Genomic DNA, 15458 nt, shown 5'->3' on the forward strand with positions numbered 1-15458 from the left:
TGTGCGGGCAAGTGCCGCCGCCCCGCCCTTGCATTGCCTGATAATGAATGCGCCGCCGTGGCAGGCGCATGAGACCGGAATCCGAGCCCCGCAAACTGCATGCGCAAGACGATCAAGCGTTTCCTGCCGAATCACGAATCGGTGCACAACAACCGCTGGCTGCGGCCCTTCGCCGACACTTTGCTGCATCCGCGCCTGTGGCACCTGAACCGCCACTCGGTGGCCGGTGCGATCGCGGTGGGCTTGTTCTGCGGGCTGATTCCCGGGCCCTTTCAGGCGCTTGCCGCGGCGGCCGGATGCGTGCTGTTCCGCGTGAATCTGCCGCTGGCGGTAGTGACGACGCTGTACTCGAACCCGCTCACCATCGTGCCGCTCTACGTCCTCGCCTATGAAGTCGGCAGCCGCGCGTTGGGCCTGGGGCCCAACGGGTTCATCAAGCCGCCGGAACTGGGCGACTTGGGGCTTTCCGAATGGATGGGCTCCATGGTCGACTGGATGCTGGGACTCGGCAAGCCGCTCGCGCTCGGGCTGGTCCTGCTCGCGGCGTTCTTCTCGCTGGTCGGCTATGTCGGGGTGAAGGCGGCCTGGCGCGTCTGGCTCGTCCGAACCTGGCACGGCCGCCGTGCGCGGCGCAGCGCCGGCTCCTGAGCGCCAGCCGGCTCAGACCAGCCGGCCGTCCTCGAGGCGGAGGGTGCGTTGCGTGCGCCGCGCGAGACCCTCGTCGTGCGTGACGATGATGAAACTCGTCGCATGACGTTCATTGAGACTGAGCATCAGGTCGAACACGATCTCCGCGGTCTTGCGGTCGAGATTGCCGGTCGGCTCGTCCGCCAGCACGCAGGCGGGCTCGGTCACCAGGGCCCGCGCAATCGCGGCGCGCTGGCGCTCTCCGCCCGACAACTCGCCCGGCGCATGATCGAGCCGGTGGCCGAGGCCCACTTCCTTGAGCATCGCCTCCGCGCGCGCCTCGGCCTCGGCGCGATCCAGCCGCCGGATGAAGAGCGGCATGGCAACGTTCTCGAGCGCTGAGAACTCCGGCAGCAGGTGGTGGAACTGGTAGACGAAGCCGAGCGTCTCGTTGCGCACCCGCCCCCGCTCGGCATCCGACATGCCCGAAAACGCGCGCCCGTTGAGCTCGACCGTGCCGGAGCCGGGAATATCGAGACCGCCGAGAAGATGCAGCAGCGTGCTTTTCCCGGACCCTGACGCGCCCACGATGGACAGCCGCTCTCCGCGCTTCACCTCCAGCGTGACGTCGTGCAGCACGCGCACCGCGTCGGCGCCTTCGCGGAAGGTCTTCGACAGGCCGCGGCAGGCCAGTACCGTCTCGTTCATCGGCTCACTCATAACGCAGCGCCTCGGCGGGGTTCACGCGGCTTGCCCGCCAGCTCGGATAAAGGGTCGCGACCAGTGTCAGCACGAAGGACACCGACACGATGGTCACGACGTCGGCGGCGAGCACCTTCGACGGCAACTCGCTGATGTAATAGATTTCCTTGTTCCACAGCGTCGCGCCGGTCACGGCCTCGAGCGCGGGGATCACCACGTCGAGGTTGTTCGCCAGCAGCAGGCCGCCGACCACGCCGCCGGCGAGTCCGACGAGGCCGATGATCGCCCCCTGCAGCACGAAGATGGTCATGATCGAGCGCGGGCTGGCGCCGAGCGTGCGCAGGATCGCGATGTCGGCGTACTTCTCCTGCACCGCCATCACGAGCGTCGAGACGATGTTGAAGGCGGCCACCGCGACGATGAGGAAGAGGATGATCGTCATCATCGTCTTCTCCAGCGCGACGGCGCGGAAGAAGTTCGCATGGCTGCGCGTCCAGTCGCTGACGACCAGGTCCGCATCGAGGCGCCCGGTGAGTTCGCGTGCCACACGGGGCGCCGCGAAGAGGTCGTCGAGCTTGAGCCGCACCCCGCTCACGCGGTCGTCCATGCGATAGAGCACCTGCGCGTCCTGCATATGCACGAGCGCCAGGCCCGAGTCGTATTCATACATGCCCGCCTCGAAGATGCCGACCACCTCGAACTGCTTGACCCGCGGCAGCACCGCAGCGGGCGTCACGAGGCCCTGCGGCGCAATCAGCGTCACCTTGTCGCCCACCTGCGCGCGCAGCGCGAAAGCCAGATCGCGGCCGAGCACGATGCCGAACCGCCCCGGCTGCAGCGCGTCGAGACTGCCCGCCCGCATGTGGCGTGCAAAGTCCGCAACCTTGTCTTCCGAGCCCGGGAGCACGCCGCGCACGAGCGTGCCGCGCACCGCCTGGTCGAACGAAAGCATGCCCTGCTCCTGAATATAGGGGGCTGCCGCGCGGACATTCGGATGCTGGCTCGCCTGGTCCGCCACCTGTTGCCACGACTCGAGCTCGCCGCCGGGGCCGGAAATCTGGATGTGCGACGCGACGCCGAGGATGCGGGTGCGCAGTTCCTCCTGAAACCCGTTCATCACCGACAGCACGACGATCAGGGCCGCGACGCCCAGGCCGGTCCCCAGCATCGAGACGAGGGAGATGAAGGAGATGAAGCGATTGCGCCCCTGCGCGCGCTTTCGCGAGCGGGTATAGCGCAGTCCAACCAGTATTTCGTATCGCATTTGCCTTGGGCGGAAGTTGCCGGCAAAACCGGAAAACCCGGCATTGTGCCCCTTGTGCAGCCGCTTGGGGAGTTCGCGCGTCACCCATCCCGCATTCGCTTGCACCCGATGCGCGTGAGCATATTCGGTACGGGTTTTCCCGGACAGGGAATACCCCCGTAGCTTGTCTGACAACATCTTCGTATCGTACGCAGCGCGCCGGAAATTCCGTGCACGGTTCGACAAACAATTAAGGGGGCACACCACCGTGGTCTGGCAACAGCTTTACGATCCGTTCAACAACATCTGGCTGTCGAGCGCAGTCGCGGCGATTCCCGTCGTCGTGATGCTCGTCGGACTCGGGTTCCTGCACATGAAGGCCCACGTCGCTGCGGCGCTCGGGCTCGGCAGCGCGCTCCTCATCGCGATCTTCGTGTTCGGCATGCCGGCGGCAATGGCCGGAAATGCGACTTTGTACGGCGCGATGTTCGGCCTGCTTCCCATCGGCTGGATCGTTCTCAACATCATCTTCCTGCACCAGCTCACCACCGAGAACGGTTCGTTCAAGGTGCTCCAGCAAAGTCTCACCGGCATCACCGATGACCGCCGCCTGCAGTTGCTGCTGATCGCATTCAGCTTCGGCGCGTTCTTCGAAGGTGCTGCCGGCTTCGGTACCCCGGTCGCGGTGACCGGCGCAATCCTGATCGGCCTCGGCTTCTCGCCGCTCGCCGCCTCGGGCCTCGCGCTGATCGCGAACACTGCGCCGGTCGCCTATGGTGCGCTGGGTACGCCGGTGATCGCGCTGGCCGCGGTGACCGGCCTCGACCTCGGCCAACTGTCGGCGATGATCGGCCGCCAGCTGCCTTTCTTCTCGTTGCTGGTGCCGTTCTGGCTGATCTGGGCCTTCGCCGGTTTCCGCGGCATGATCCAGATCTGGCCCGCGATCCTCGTGACCGGCGTGTCCTTCGCGATCCCGCAGTACCTCGTGTCGAACTTCCATGGCCCCTGGCTGGTGGACGTCGTCGCGGCGATCATTTCGATGGTCACGCTGATCCTGTTCCTGAAGGTCTGGAAACCGAAGGAAGTCTGGACCTCGACCGCGCTGCAGGGCCGCAAGGACGACTCGGCGAGCCAGGTCGCTCAGGAGGCCGCCGCGCCCGCATCGAACGTGCGCCCCGATCGCCGCGCGGTGATCGCCGCCTGGGTGCCCTGGATCGTCCTTACCGTCTTCGTGTTCATCTGGGGCATCCCGGACTTCAAGAAGTGGCTCGACACGCTCTCGGTCTTCAAGATCCCCTTCACGGGCCTGCACAACCTGATCGAGAAGGTTCCGCCGGTCGTGGCCGCCCCGCACAAGGAAGCCGCGGTCTACACCTTCAACTGGTTGTCGGCGACCGGTAGCGGCATCTTCATCGCCGCGATCGTTTCGGGCCTGATGATGAAGTTCAGCCTGGGGCAGCTGTTCGGTGTCTATTGGCGCACCATCAAGCTGGTCAAGATGTCGCTGCTGACGATCGTGATCATGCTCGGCCTCGGCTACCTCACCCGCTACTCCGGCCTCGATGCGACGCTCGGCCTCGCCTTCGCGAACACCGGCGCGCTCTACCCGCTGTTCGGCACCCTCCTCGGCTGGCTCGGCGTGGCGCTCACCGGTTCCGATACCGCGGCGAACGTGCTGTTCGGCGGACTGCAGAAGGTCACGGCGGAACAACTGGGCCTGAACCCGATTCTAATGGCGTCGGCGAACAGCTCTGGTGGCGTGATGGGCAAGATGATCGACGCCCAGTCGATCGTGGTCGCGAGTACCGCTACGCGCTGGTTCGGCCACGAGGGCGACATCCTGCGCTACGTGTTCTTCCACTCGATCGCGCTGGCCGTTCTCGTCGGTCTGCTGGTGACGCTGCAGGCATACGTGCCGCCCTTCACCCTGCTGGTGCCGTAACGCGATGGAACAGGCCGGCGCGTGCCTTTGCAGGCGCGCCGGCCTCCGCGCGTAAAGCCTACATCCCGTATCAATCGGAGCATCACATGTACAAGAGAATCCTGGTCGCCGTCGATGACAGCGCGACCTCCAACGCTGCGCTTGACGAAGCGATCACGCTCGCCAAGGCCATGGGCGGTGCCCTGCGCATCGTACACGTCGCCGACGAAGCGCCGATCCGCAGCACGGTCGGGCTCGAGGCATTGCTGGACGTTGCGCAGGTCGAAGAGGCGATGCGCAAGGCGGGCACCGCGCTGCTCGATGCGGCAGCCAAGAAGGCCGCCGATGCCGGCGTGCAGGCCGAAACGGCGCTGCTCGAAGGCGACGACAAGATCGAGCTCGCGCACAAGCGCGTCGCCGAGTGGATCGTCGAGGGCGCGACCGCGTGGCAGGCCGATGTCATCGTCGCCGGCACGCACGGGCGCCGCGGGTTCGCGCGCCTCTTCGTCGGCAACGTGGCGGAGGATCTCGTTCGCCTCGCAACGACCTCGCTGATCCTCGTCCGCGGGCAGTAGCAAGTATTTCCGGACGCGCGCAGGCGTCCGGACTCCGAGCACTCGGGCGCCCCGTGGCCATCGTCGATGGCCGCCGGGCGCCCGAGTCGTTCTTGGCCCGAGACGATCACGGATGAAAGGCGGGGTGGTGCTTTCGATACAATCCTGTTGTCATTTAAACATGACAATACAATAATATCGATCGCTCAAATATTGAGCGCAAACACAGGAGAGTCCGATGAATCCGTCTCGCCGCAGCATGCTGAAACTGGGTGGTATGTCGCTCGCCATGATCCCGATCGTCGCGTTGGCAGGGAAAAACGATGGTATCCGCAGCTCGATGAAGTACAAGGACGCGCCCGAAGGCGACAAGAAGTGCGCCAACTGCAATCTCTTCGTTCCGGGCGCTTCGGCGACCGATCCCGGCGGCTGCAAGGTATTCCCGAACGACACCGAGATCTCGCCGAACGGTTATTGCATGGCCTGGGCAAAGAAGGGCTGAGCCCACGCCGCGCGAGGGTGCGACAGCCTGATCCGTCACGTGACCTCCGCCTCCCGGCGCCCCGTCCGCCGCGGAAGTCGGGAAGCTGCCGCATCCTCCCCGGCCCGGGGCGCCACCCGGCCGGGCAGTCCCGATGTGCTAGACTCGCTGCCGGATTTTGACCCGGCCCCCCATGCAGATTCATCTCGTCGTTCCCGGCCTCATCTGGCCGGGCATCTCGGCTCTCGGCCCCGCTTCCGGACTCGAACTGACCTCGCTCGCCTGGCTGCTCGGCCAGGGAAGGCGCCATCTCGCGCCTTTCGAGCCGCTCGATACCCAGCTCGCGCGCCTCATGGGCTACACGGACGACGCGTGTGCCGGACCTCTCCCGCTCGCCACCCTGCGCAGGCTCGGCGAACCAGGTTTGCCCGCCCCGGAGCCGGGCGCCGAGTGGCTCTGTGCCGACCCCGTCAATCTGTCGTTCGCGCGCGAGCACCTGCTGCTGAACGAATTCCCCGGGAACGAACCCGCGCCGGACGAGGTTGCGGCATTGATTTCGGCGCTGAACGATACGTTCGGCGATCTCGGCACGTTCGAAGCCGCTGCGCCGAACCGATGGTATTTGCGCGTGGCCGCCCCAACCCGCGCGCGCTTCTTTCCGCTGCACGACGTCGTCGGCCGGCCCGTGCGCGATTTCCTGCCCGAGGGGGAGGACGCGCGCCTGTGGCAGCGCACGCTGAACGAGCTGCAGATCGTGCTGCACAACCATCCGGCGAACCAGGCGCGCGAAGCGGCAGGACACCGGCCGGTTAACAGCCTCTGGTTCTGGGGGGGCGGCACGCTTCCGTCGAGCATTCCCCACCCGCACGGCGCGATCCAGACGGATGATCCGCTGATGCGCGGCTTTGCCATCGCCGCGGGCTGCACGCCGGACACGCCGGATTGCGGCAAGGCACTGGGGCAGGACACCCTCGTTGTACTCGAGGATCTGCTTCTGCCCGCGCGGCATCTCGACATCGACAGCTGGAGAGACCGCCTCCAGCAGCTCGAACGCGCCTGGTTCGCCCCGCTTGCGGCGGCGCTGCGAAGCAAGCGATTGAACGAGCTCCGCATTACCGCAGCGGGCGACCGCGGGACCCTCGAACTGACCGTGCGCGCTACCGACGCCTGGAAATTCTGGCGCAAGCCGTTCTCCCTCGACGTTCTGTTGAAGTCCTTCGCCCCAACAACCTCTGCCGCGGCCGACGGCGTCGGCCAACGCTAGCCCTCCTCCCAAGCAGGCCCCGATGACCCGAATCCAGCCGCGGGCAGTTCCGCCCCGAGCCGTGCAGCGCCTGATCGACGCCGGCACACACCCTCTTCTCGCCCGCATCTACGCCGCGCGCGGGATTGCCCGTCGCGACGAGCTCGATTATTCGCTCAAGGCCCTCATCCCGCCCGCAGCGCTGAAGGGGGCGCGCGAAGCTGCCGAGCTGCTTGCGGATGCCATCGACGCCGGCGCGCGCATGGTGATCGTCGCCGACTACGACTGCGATGGTGCAACCGCCTGTGCGGTCGGCGTGCGCGCCCTGCGGGCGTTCGGCGCGGATGTAGGCTACCTGGTGCCGAATCGTTTCGAATACGGTTACGGGCTGACCCCTGCCATCGTCGAGCTCGCCGCACGCATGGAGCCGGACGTCCTGATCACCGTCGACAACGGCATCGCGAGCGTCGAAGGGGTTGCGGCGGCCCGCAGCTACGGCATGGCAACCGTGATCACCGACCACCACCTGCCCGGCGATACGCTGCCGGAGGCCGATGTGATCGTGAATCCGAATCAGCCCGGTTGCGATTTCCCGAGCAAATCCCTGGCCGGCGTCGGCGTGATGTTCTACACGATGCTCGCGCTGCGGGCCGAGTTGCGTGATCGCGGCGCCTTTGCCGGCCGGCACGAGCCGAACCTGGGTGAACTGCTCGATCTCGTCGCGCTCGGCACGGTGGCCGATGTCGTGAAGCTCGATCACAACAACCGCATCCTCGTTTCGCAGGGTCTCGCGCGGATGCGGGCGGACCGCATGCAACCGGGTGTCCGCGCGCTGTTTTCGGTTGCCGCCCGCGAGGCCGCCCGGGCGAGCACTTTCGACATGGGGTTCGGACTCGGTCCGCGGCTCAATGCCGCCGGGCGCCTGTCGGACATGAGTCTCGGTATCGAGTGCCTCATCACCGACGACATGGGGCGGGCGCTGAACATCGCGCAGGAGCTCGACCGGCTGAATCGCGAACGGCGCAGCATCGAGCAGGACATGCAGGAAGGCGCCCTCGCCCGCTTGGCCGGTTTCGAGCCGGGCAATACGGCAACGGTCAGCCTCTTCGAGCCCGACTGGCACCAGGGCGTGATCGGGATCGTGGCCGGGCGGATCAAGGAAAAGCTGCACCGTCCGGTGATCGCGTTTGCGCGGGGGGACGAAGGACAGCTGAAAGGTTCGGGTCGCTCCATCCCGAACCTGCATCTTCGTGACGCGCTCGACCTCGTCAGCAAGCAGCATCCCGACCTGATCCTGCGCTTCGGGGGCCATGCCATGGCGGCGGGGCTGACGATCCTCGAGGGCGACTACGATCGCTTCCAGTCCGTCTTCGAGGAAGTCGTGCAGTCGCTTGTCGATCCGACAGACCTGACCCGCACCCTCGAAACCGACGGCCCGCTCGAAGCCGGATACATGAGTCTGGAGGCGGCACGCCTGATCGAGCAGGACATCTGGGGCCAGGGCTTCGCGGCGCCACTGTTCGACGATGTATTCCGGGTGGATAATCAGCGCCTCCTCAAGGACAAGCATCTGAAGCTCCAGCTGTCGAAGAACAACGTCCGCTTCGACGGCATACGCTTCAATTGCGTGGATGGTGCGCCACCGCAAATCCGGGCAGCTTTCCGCCTTTCGCCAAACGAATACAACGGCGTCACGAGCCTTCAGCTCATGCTGGAGCACTTCGAAGCAGTCTGAAACCCGCGTCCGGCAACGCAATCGGGCCCCGGTCGACATTCATGATGTCGCCCGGGGCCTGTTTTTTTGATCCTCGTCAAACATGCGCGATTTAATTGTGCGATGCACATACCCACTTACAAAAAATGGGTAATATCACCCACATTCAATCGCGTCATGCAAAGGGAGTATGCTATGAAAAAATCGCTCGTCATCGCCTCCATGCTCGCGCTGGGGGTCGCCAGTCCCGCCGCGCACGCCTACAAGGCAGGCGACTTCATCGTCCGCGCGGGTGCGGCCAGGGTCGCTCCGGAAATCGGCGAATCGCGCGTGTCGTCGACTGCAACCGGCAAGATCCCGGGATCCAAGGTGGACGTGAGCGACGATACGCAACTCGGCCTGACGTTCGGCTACATGCTGGCGGATCACGTCGGTGTGGAACTTCTCGCTGCCACCCCGTTCAAGCACACCGTCAGCGTCGGCGGGCTGCCGGCCGGCCTCAACGGCAAACTCGCCACGATCGAACAGCTGCCGCCGACGGTGACGCTACAGTACTTCCCGATGGATGCGAGCTCGAAATGGCAGCCGTATGTCGGTGCCGGCATCAACTACACGACCTTCTTCAATGAGCGCCTGACCGACGCACGCAAGGCGAATGGCTTCTCCGACCTGAATCGGAAACACTCCTTCGGCCTCGCGGTGCAGGCCGGTGTCGACTACATGCTGACGGACCGGATCGTGCTGAATGCGGCCGTCTGGCGGATCGACATCGACAGCGAGGCGACTGCGCGCCATGCTGCGCTCGGCAAGGTCAAGGTCAATGTCGAAGTCGATCCGTGGGTCTACATGATCGGCATCGGTTACAAGTTCTGATCAGGACACGAAACCGGCACACGGAACGGCGACCTGCGGGTCGCCGTTCTGCTTTCGGCGTCAAGGAATGGTCTCGTCAGCGCGCGCGCGATGGGACCCGAACCGGGTATACTTGCCGGTTTCCCAGATTTGCCCGGAGCCTGCCATGGAAGCCGAACGCCTCAACGCCATCGCCCTGAAACTCGACGACCTGCAGGCCCGCGGTCGCGAACTTCGGAGGTATCTTTGACTACGACGAGAAAGCGTCGAAGCTCGAAGAAGTAACCCGCGCGCTGGAAGATCCGGCGGTCTGGAACAATGCCGAAAAGGCGCAGGAGCTTGGCAAGGAAAAGCGCCAGCTCGAAGACATCGTTGTCAATCTGCGCGAGATCGAGCAGATGTCCATCGACCTGAAGGATCTGTTCGAACTCGCCCAGGCCGAGGATGACGAAGACACCCTCACTGCGGTCGAGGACGATCTCGCGCCGCTGGAGGCCAAGGTCCACACGCTCGAATTTCGCCGGATGTTCTCCAATCCGATGGACCCGAACGCCTGCTTCATCGAAATCCAGGCCGGCGCCGGCGGCACCGAGGCCCAGGACTGGGCGGGCATGCTCGAGCGCATGTACCTGCGCTACTGCGAGCGCAAGGGCTTCAACGTCGAGGTGATGGAAGAGTCCGAAGGCGAAGTGGCCGGCATCAAGGGCGCGACGATCAAGGTCAGCGGCGACTACGCCTATGGCTTCCTGCGCACCGAGTCCGGCATCCACCGCCTCGTGCGCAAGAGTCCGTTCGACTCCAACGCGCGGCGCCACACCAGTTTCTCGTCGGTGTTCGTGTATCCGGAAGTGGACGATTCGATCGAGATCGACATCAACCCCGCCGATCTGCGCATCGACACCTACCGTGCGTCGGGCGCGGGCGGCCAGCACATCAACAAGACGGACTCCGCGGTGCGCATCACGCACGAGCCGACCGGCGTCGTCGTGCAGTGCCAGAACGACCGGTCGCAGCACAAGAACAAGGCCGAGGCCATGTCGATGCTGAAGGCCCGCCTGTACGAACTGGAACTGCGCAAGCGCCAGGCCGAGCAGCAGAAGCTCGAGGATTCGAAGAGCGACATCGGCTGGGGTCACCAGATCCGCTCGTATGTGCTGGATCAGTCGCGCATCAAGGACCTGCGCACCAACCACGAAGTCGGCAACACGCAGGCCGTGCTCGACGGCGACCTCGACGACTTCATCGCGGCGAGCCTCAAACAGGGCGTGTAAGCGTCATTCCCGCACGACCCGAATGACGCCCGATCTCGCCGATTTCCTCGCGCCCGGTGTCGCCGCGGACGACGTGCCCGAACTGGGCGCGCTCGCCGCGGCACGTCCGCTGATCGACGCCTTCATCACGCTGTTCCGCGGCTCCGAGGCCGAAGTGCTGCTGCGCCTGCTGGTGCTGCGCGAGATCGGCCAGGAATCGGAGGCGCCGCGCTGGTCGCCGGACGCGCTGCGCGCGCGTTTCACGTACCTGGATCCGGTGAAGCTGGAAACGGTGCTCAAGCGCCTGCGCGACAATGCCCTCCTCGCCTATGCGGACGACGGCCAGTATCACCTGTCGGACCTCGGCCGCAACGCCGTCGCCGCGATCGCGATGCTGCTGCGCTTCTCGGCCGAGGAGGACGCCGAACTGGGGTTCCTCACCGCGCAGCTTGCCGGCCTGCAGGCGGTCGGCGGCGTTACGCCGGAAGCGCTCGGACACCTGCTGTCGAAACTCAACGACCTCACCTGGCATTTCGAAGAGGCCATCGCCTCCGGCTCCGAGTTCCGGATCCTCGGCGCGCGCCGGCGGCTTTCCGCGAACGAGCGCTGGCTCGCGCGCGGCACCGAGATCCTGAAGAGCCTGCTGGCCGATCCGGAGGTCGACTTCGACATCGCCCGCATTGCCCAACGCATCGGCCTCGCCCAATCGAAACTTGCGCGCGTGGATGCGGGCTTTCAGCGCGCGCTGAACAAGATCGAGGCCCAGCGCGTCACGCTGGGCGCGTCGGGGATCTCGTCCTCCGACGTCGCGGCCTGGCTGCGCGGGCTCGATGCCGGGCGCTTCGCCGCCCTGGCGGAAGGCGCGCTGTTCGTGATACCGGAGGTGCCGTTCCTGGCCGGTGGCCACGAGCTTCTCGACCGGGCGGAGAGCGTGCTTTCCGACGAAGTGCGTGCGCGCGAATCGGACACCGTGCTTCCGCCGCCGGACGCTGCCGCCGTCAATGCAGCGCCCGAGCACGACGATCTCGCGCTGCTCGAGCATTTCACCCGGCGGCTCGATGTCCTGCCGGAAGCCGTACCGCTGGAGTCGGTGGTCGGCGGCGGCGGCTTCGCGCCCGCCTCCTACCGTTTGTCTCTCCTCGCACTCCTTGCCGACGGTGAATCCGCCGGCCCGGCCGACGGCCCCGTAGGCGAATTCATGCGCCTGCCGGTGGACGTGCTGTTCGGCGATACGCTGGTACCGGTTGGCGAAGACGAGATCGCGGCGATCTCGGACGGCCGCGTCGTCCCGCGCGGTACGCAAGCCGCCCGGCCCGCACCGGCGAACGAGCGCCCCCTCATGGACGCCTGATGGAACACGAACTCAAGACCCTCACCTCGCGCCTGCTGGCCCATCGCTGGCTGCCGCGCAGCGACCGTCTGGTGCGCCGCGCGCTGGTCGACGAAACCTTTCGCGTCGAACTGGAACACCGCCTGGCCGCGGTCGGCCTGCAATTCCAGGACAACCCCTACGCCGATCACGTCGCGGTGGCGCTCCTTCCCGACATGCTCGAGCCCGTTTTCGGCGCGCGACGCGAATACGCGGCGAGCAATGCGGGCCTCACGCGCGACGAGATCGCGCTCCTGGTGGTGATCTGGGCCATCATCATCCTGCCCAAGCGCGAACGCCAGGTGACGCGGCGCGAACTGGCCGACGATGGCCAGGGCGACATGTTCGGCGCGGACAAACCGGTCGCGCATGGCGAAGCCGTTTCGGGGGCGCTTGCGGAGGCATCGCTGATTGCCGATTTCGGGCCATTGCTGGGCGGCAGGACCAAGGTGAAGAACTTCATGCTCGGCAAGCTGGCACGCCTGGGCTTCATCGAACGGCGCAACGGCATGCTCCATGAAGGCCCGCTGCTCGATGTCGCGCTCGATTACCGCGTCGTCGCCGACCGCATCATCCACGGGACGCTTGCCGATGTGCTGACCCGTGCCGGCCATGCGGTGCCCGAGACAAACGCCTTCGAGGAAGCCGAAGTCCTGTCCGACGCAGGCGACGAGGAGGAAGACGCCTGATGTTTCACATCAAGCAGCTCGAACTGGTCCACTGGGACTACTGGCGCCGTTTTTCATTGCCGCTCGATGCGCAGATCATCACCATCGTGGGCCCCAACGGCTCGGGCAAGACCACGCTGCTCGACGCGTTGCGCACCCTTTTCGCGCTGCGCTGCTCGGGCAAGCGCGACTTCCGCCGCTACGTGCGCCGCGCCGAGCGCAGTTTCGCGTGGATCCGTGCCGTCGTCGCCAACCAGCCGGGCTCGACCGGCCGCCGCCCCTTCTTCCCCTGCCTGCATGACGAAGTCACGCTGGCCTGCCGCATCCGCCGTGCCGGCGGCGAATGGACGCGCGACTACATCATCATCGACGGTGACCAGCCGATTGAGGTGCTGGAACAGTCGGAGGACTGGGTCGGCCTGCGCGACTATCAGAACCGGCTCGCCTGGGGCGGACTCACCCCTGCGATTGCGAAGGTTCTCGCGCTGGAGCAGGGCGACACTGACAAGCTGTGCGAATACTCGCCGCGCGCGCTGCTCGAGCTCGTGTTCGACGTGTTCGGCGACAAGGAGGTGCTCGACAATTACGAGGCCGCGCGCGAGGAACAGAAAAGCGCCGAACGCGAACTCGGCGACCTCGGGCTCGATCTCGACCGCCTGCGCGCCCAGGCCGAGACCCGGCGCCTGGAGGCGGACAACTACCTCCAGTGGAAGCAGCTCGCAGACGAAACGCACGCGCTCGAGGCCGAGATCGTGCCGCGCCTCGAGGCAGCCGAGCTTGCCGCCGAGCTCGCGTCTGAGCGCGCCGAACTCGCCCGTCAGCGCCTCGAATACGGTGCGAAGCAGTCTGAACGCCGCGCTGCCCGCCTGCGGCTGGACGAAGTGAAGGCGGAGAAGACGGCCGCCGATACCGATCGCGTCCGGCTGCGTACCCAGCTGGAAGCCGCCGAAACCTCGCATCTCGCCGCGCATGACGCGGTGCGCGACCTGGAGAAGCTCCTCGCCGAGCGCGATACCCTGCGCGCCCAGCTTGCTGCCGAACACGGCGCCGATGCCGTCGCGCTGGAGGCTCGGCACGAAACGGCCGAAGCGGAACTGCGCGAGCTGAAGGTCAGGGAACGTGCGTTGGTGGCTGAATTCGAGGACAAGACCACTTCGCTGCGCAACGCAAAAAACCGATCCGGCCCGCCGTCCGACCCCGAGGTCGCGCGCTTCCGCGCCCTGCTCGACGCCGAGGGCATTCGCCACCGCGGCCTGGCCGAGATCATCGAAGTGACCGACGTGTCGTGGCAGGCGGCGCTCGAAGCCGTGCTGCGCCCCTATCGGCATGTGATCCTGCTCGAACGCGAATCCGATCGTCACGCGGCCTGGGCCTTGGGTGAGCGCGAGCGATTTCGCCATTTTGTCGTTCCCGAGCGCGAGGAAGCGCCCCCTCCGGCCGCGCGAAGTCTTGCCGAGGTGGTGCGCTTTTCCGCAGCCGTGCCGCGCTGGCTTGCCGATCTGCTCAACCGCATCCGCCGCGTCGATAGCGTGGAAGCCGCGCGCGAACTGCCGCGGGAGATCGAATGGATCACCCGGGACGCTTATCACCGCGAACGCCGGGGCGCGCGCCATCTGGGGCGCCCGAACGATTTCCACTTCGGCGAACTCGCCCGCCAGGCGCGCATGGAACAGCTCGAGGGCGATATCCTCGATCTCGACAGACAGCTTCAGGCACTGCGTCCGAAGCTCGCCGCCGCCACCGAACAGCTCACCGTCCTGCGTCAGCGTCTGCTCGGACTGCAGTCTGCCCAGCTTCTCGCCGCGAAGGCCGAGGCCTACGCCGAAGCCGACGCCGCGCTGCCCGCCGCACGTGCCACGCTAACCACCGCAATCGGCGAACGTGCCGAGGCCAAGGGCGCGCTCGATCAGATCGCCGGCAAACTTTCGGGAATCGACATCGAGATCGATCGCCGCAATCGCGAACTGCGTGCCATCGACGCCCGCATTACCGAACTCGACACCGGCGCGGCCCCGCGCCGCCATGCGCAGGCACTGCGCATCCAGCGCGTGCGATCCCTGCGCCGCGGCATGCCCGCCCATTGGCGCAACCCGGCGGAAATCGCGCTGCTGGCCGAGCGCTACGAGAACGCGGCGGCAGCCCGGCGCGAGCGCGACCGTCTGCGTGCGCGACTCGACGAAGGCGATTGGGTCAAGGACCCGGCGGTCATGACGCTCTCCGACCGTCTCAAGGCCGACGTCACGCAGCGCGAGCGCGACTATCTCGACCGCCAGGGCTACTGCGCGACGGCGCGCCGGCTCACCGAGGAGGCGCGCGCCGCCTACGTCGCCAAGCTGCGCGCGACGGTGCGCCAGTACGGCAAGAACCTCAAGGCGCTCGGAGAACTCGCCGGTGTGGGTGTGGACTGCCCCACCCCCGCGCTGGGCGACGATGACCTCTCGCTCTCCCATGCGGGCCTCGAAGTGCGTTTCGACTTCGACCGCAAGGGCGCAGTCGGCCTCAACGACGGCGAAGCCTCGGGCGGCCAGCAGGTGATGAAGTCGCTGATCCTGCTGATCGCCTTGCTGATGGACGACGCCCGGCCCGGCGGATTCGTCTTCATCGACGAGCCCTTCGCCCACCTCGATGTGGCCAACATCGACCGCGTCGGCACCTTCCTGCGCGCCACTCGCGCGCAGTACCTGATCACGACGCCGGTCACCCACAACGCGAACGTCTTCGCGCCAGCCCAGCTGACCCTGGTCACGCGCAAGAAGAAGCCGGGCGAGGAGTGGGCCCCGACCATCGGCGTTCTGGCACGCGCGACCAGCTGAAAATGAAGATCGAAGCAGGCA

The 15458-nt window shown here is 66.3% G+C and carries 13 protein-coding genes; 11 read left to right on the plus strand and 2 right to left on the minus strand.

Translation table 11 applies throughout. The features are described 5' to 3' along the window. Positions 1-99: 99 nt before the first annotated feature. A complete protein-coding gene (locus GPA22_RS03510) occupies positions 100-648 on the plus strand; it encodes a DUF2062 domain-containing protein (RefSeq protein WP_169254716.1) in 549 nt (182 codons plus the stop codon). A 12-nt stretch (positions 649-660) separates the two neighbouring features. Here GPA22_RS03510 and lolD read toward each other — a convergent pair whose 3' ends face one another. Continuing rightward, positions 661-1347: a lipoprotein-releasing ABC transporter ATP-binding protein LolD gene (gene lolD, locus GPA22_RS03515; protein WP_169254717.1), complete on the minus strand. Its 687-nt coding sequence runs from the start codon at positions 1345-1347 to the stop codon at positions 661-663. After that, on the minus strand, positions 1340-2593 hold the full coding sequence (locus GPA22_RS03520) for a lipoprotein-releasing ABC transporter permease subunit (protein ID WP_169254718.1): 1254 nt from the start codon (positions 2591-2593) through the stop codon (positions 1340-1342). The genes lolD and GPA22_RS03520 overlap by 8 nt, the downstream gene beginning before the upstream one ends. A gap of 247 nt (positions 2594-2840) precedes the next feature. On the opposite strand from GPA22_RS03520, the gene GPA22_RS03525 reads away from it, so the two are divergent. The 10 genes from GPA22_RS03525 to GPA22_RS03570 all read left to right on the plus strand — a co-directional run bounded on the left by GPA22_RS03525 (position 2841) and on the right by GPA22_RS03570 (position 15437). Continuing rightward, positions 2841-4514, plus strand: coding sequence for a lactate permease LctP family transporter (locus GPA22_RS03525; RefSeq protein ID WP_169254719.1), 1674 nt, complete (start codon positions 2841-2843; stop codon positions 4512-4514). A gap of 86 nt (positions 4515-4600) precedes the next feature. Beyond that, entirely contained in the window at positions 4601-5068 is a 468-nt protein-coding gene (locus GPA22_RS03530; RefSeq protein WP_169254720.1) for a universal stress protein, read from the plus strand. A gap of 217 nt (positions 5069-5285) precedes the next feature. Further along, positions 5286-5549, plus strand: a complete 264-nt coding sequence (locus GPA22_RS03535) for a high-potential iron-sulfur protein (protein ID WP_169254721.1) — start codon at positions 5286-5288, stop codon at positions 5547-5549. Between the two features lie 172 nt (positions 5550-5721). Further along, the gene (locus GPA22_RS03540; RefSeq protein WP_169254722.1) at positions 5722-6792 is read left to right on the plus strand and encodes a hypothetical protein; all 1071 of its coding nucleotides are present in this window, start codon (positions 5722-5724) and stop codon (positions 6790-6792) included. Positions 6793-6814: 22 nt separating this feature from the next. Beyond that, positions 6815-8506, plus strand: coding sequence for a single-stranded-DNA-specific exonuclease RecJ (gene recJ, locus GPA22_RS03545; RefSeq protein ID WP_169254723.1), 1692 nt, complete (start codon positions 6815-6817; stop codon positions 8504-8506). Positions 8507-8680: 174 nt separating this feature from the next. Beyond that, a complete protein-coding gene (locus tag GPA22_RS03550) occupies positions 8681-9358 on the plus strand; it encodes an OmpW/AlkL family protein (protein ID WP_169254724.1) in 678 nt (225 codons plus the stop codon). A gap of 145 nt (positions 9359-9503) precedes the next feature. Further along, positions 9504-10608, plus strand: a protein-coding gene (gene prfB, locus GPA22_RS03555; protein WP_169254725.1) for a peptide chain release factor 2 whose coding sequence is annotated in 2 segments (ribosomal slippage) — positions 9504-9584 and positions 9586-10608 — 1104 coding nt in all. Because the reading frame shifts where the segments join, the coding sequence is not laid out codon by codon here. A gap of 22 nt (positions 10609-10630) precedes the next feature. Beyond that, positions 10631-11938 carry a hypothetical protein gene (locus GPA22_RS03560; protein ID WP_169254726.1) on the plus strand — a complete coding sequence of 436 codons (1308 nt, stop codon included), beginning with the start codon at positions 10631-10633 and terminating at the stop codon, positions 11936-11938. Next, a complete protein-coding gene (locus tag GPA22_RS03565) occupies positions 11938-12645 on the plus strand; it encodes a hypothetical protein (RefSeq protein ID WP_169254727.1) in 708 nt (235 codons plus the stop codon). The genes GPA22_RS03560 and GPA22_RS03565 overlap by 1 nt, the downstream gene beginning before the upstream one ends. Then, positions 12645-15437, plus strand: a complete 2793-nt coding sequence (locus GPA22_RS03570; RefSeq protein WP_169254728.1) for an AAA family ATPase — start codon at positions 12645-12647, stop codon at positions 15435-15437. The genes GPA22_RS03565 and GPA22_RS03570 overlap by 1 nt, the downstream gene beginning before the upstream one ends. The last annotated feature ends 21 nt before the right edge of the window (positions 15438-15458 follow it).

Origin of the sequence: Aromatoleum toluvorans, assembly GCF_012910905.1 — a bacterium.
Classification (GTDB): domain Bacteria; phylum Pseudomonadota; class Gammaproteobacteria; order Burkholderiales; family Rhodocyclaceae; genus Aromatoleum; species Aromatoleum toluvorans.

Excerpts from the sequence above, each read along its gene's own strand:
- GPA22_RS03510 (WP_169254716.1), top strand. The coding sequence starts at position 100 with ATGCGCAAGACGATCAAGCGTTTCCTGCCGAATCACGAATCGGTGCAC.
- recJ (WP_169254723.1), top strand. The coding sequence starts at position 6,815 with ATGACCCGAATCCAGCCGCGGGCAGTTCCGCCCCGAGCCGTGCAGCGC.
- GPA22_RS03530 (WP_169254720.1), top strand. The coding sequence starts at position 4,601 with ATGTACAAGAGAATCCTGGTCGCCGTCGATGACAGCGCGACCTCCAAC.
- GPA22_RS03570 (WP_169254728.1), top strand. The coding sequence starts at position 12,645 with ATGTTTCACATCAAGCAGCTCGAACTGGTCCACTGGGACTACTGGCGC.
- GPA22_RS03535 (WP_169254721.1), top strand. The coding sequence starts at position 5,286 with ATGAATCCGTCTCGCCGCAGCATGCTGAAACTGGGTGGTATGTCGCTC.
- GPA22_RS03540 (WP_169254722.1), top strand. The coding sequence starts at position 5,722 with ATGCAGATTCATCTCGTCGTTCCCGGCCTCATCTGGCCGGGCATCTCG.
- GPA22_RS03560 (WP_169254726.1), top strand. The coding sequence starts at position 10,631 with ATGACGCCCGATCTCGCCGATTTCCTCGCGCCCGGTGTCGCCGCGGAC.
- GPA22_RS03520 (WP_169254718.1), bottom strand. The coding sequence starts at position 2,593 with ATGCGATACGAAATACTGGTTGGACTGCGCTATACCCGCTCGCGAAAG.
- lolD (WP_169254717.1), bottom strand. The coding sequence starts at position 1,347 with ATGAGTGAGCCGATGAACGAGACGGTACTGGCCTGCCGCGGCCTGTCG.
- GPA22_RS03550 (WP_169254724.1), top strand. The coding sequence starts at position 8,681 with ATGAAAAAATCGCTCGTCATCGCCTCCATGCTCGCGCTGGGGGTCGCC.
- GPA22_RS03565 (WP_169254727.1), top strand. The coding sequence starts at position 11,938 with ATGGAACACGAACTCAAGACCCTCACCTCGCGCCTGCTGGCCCATCGC.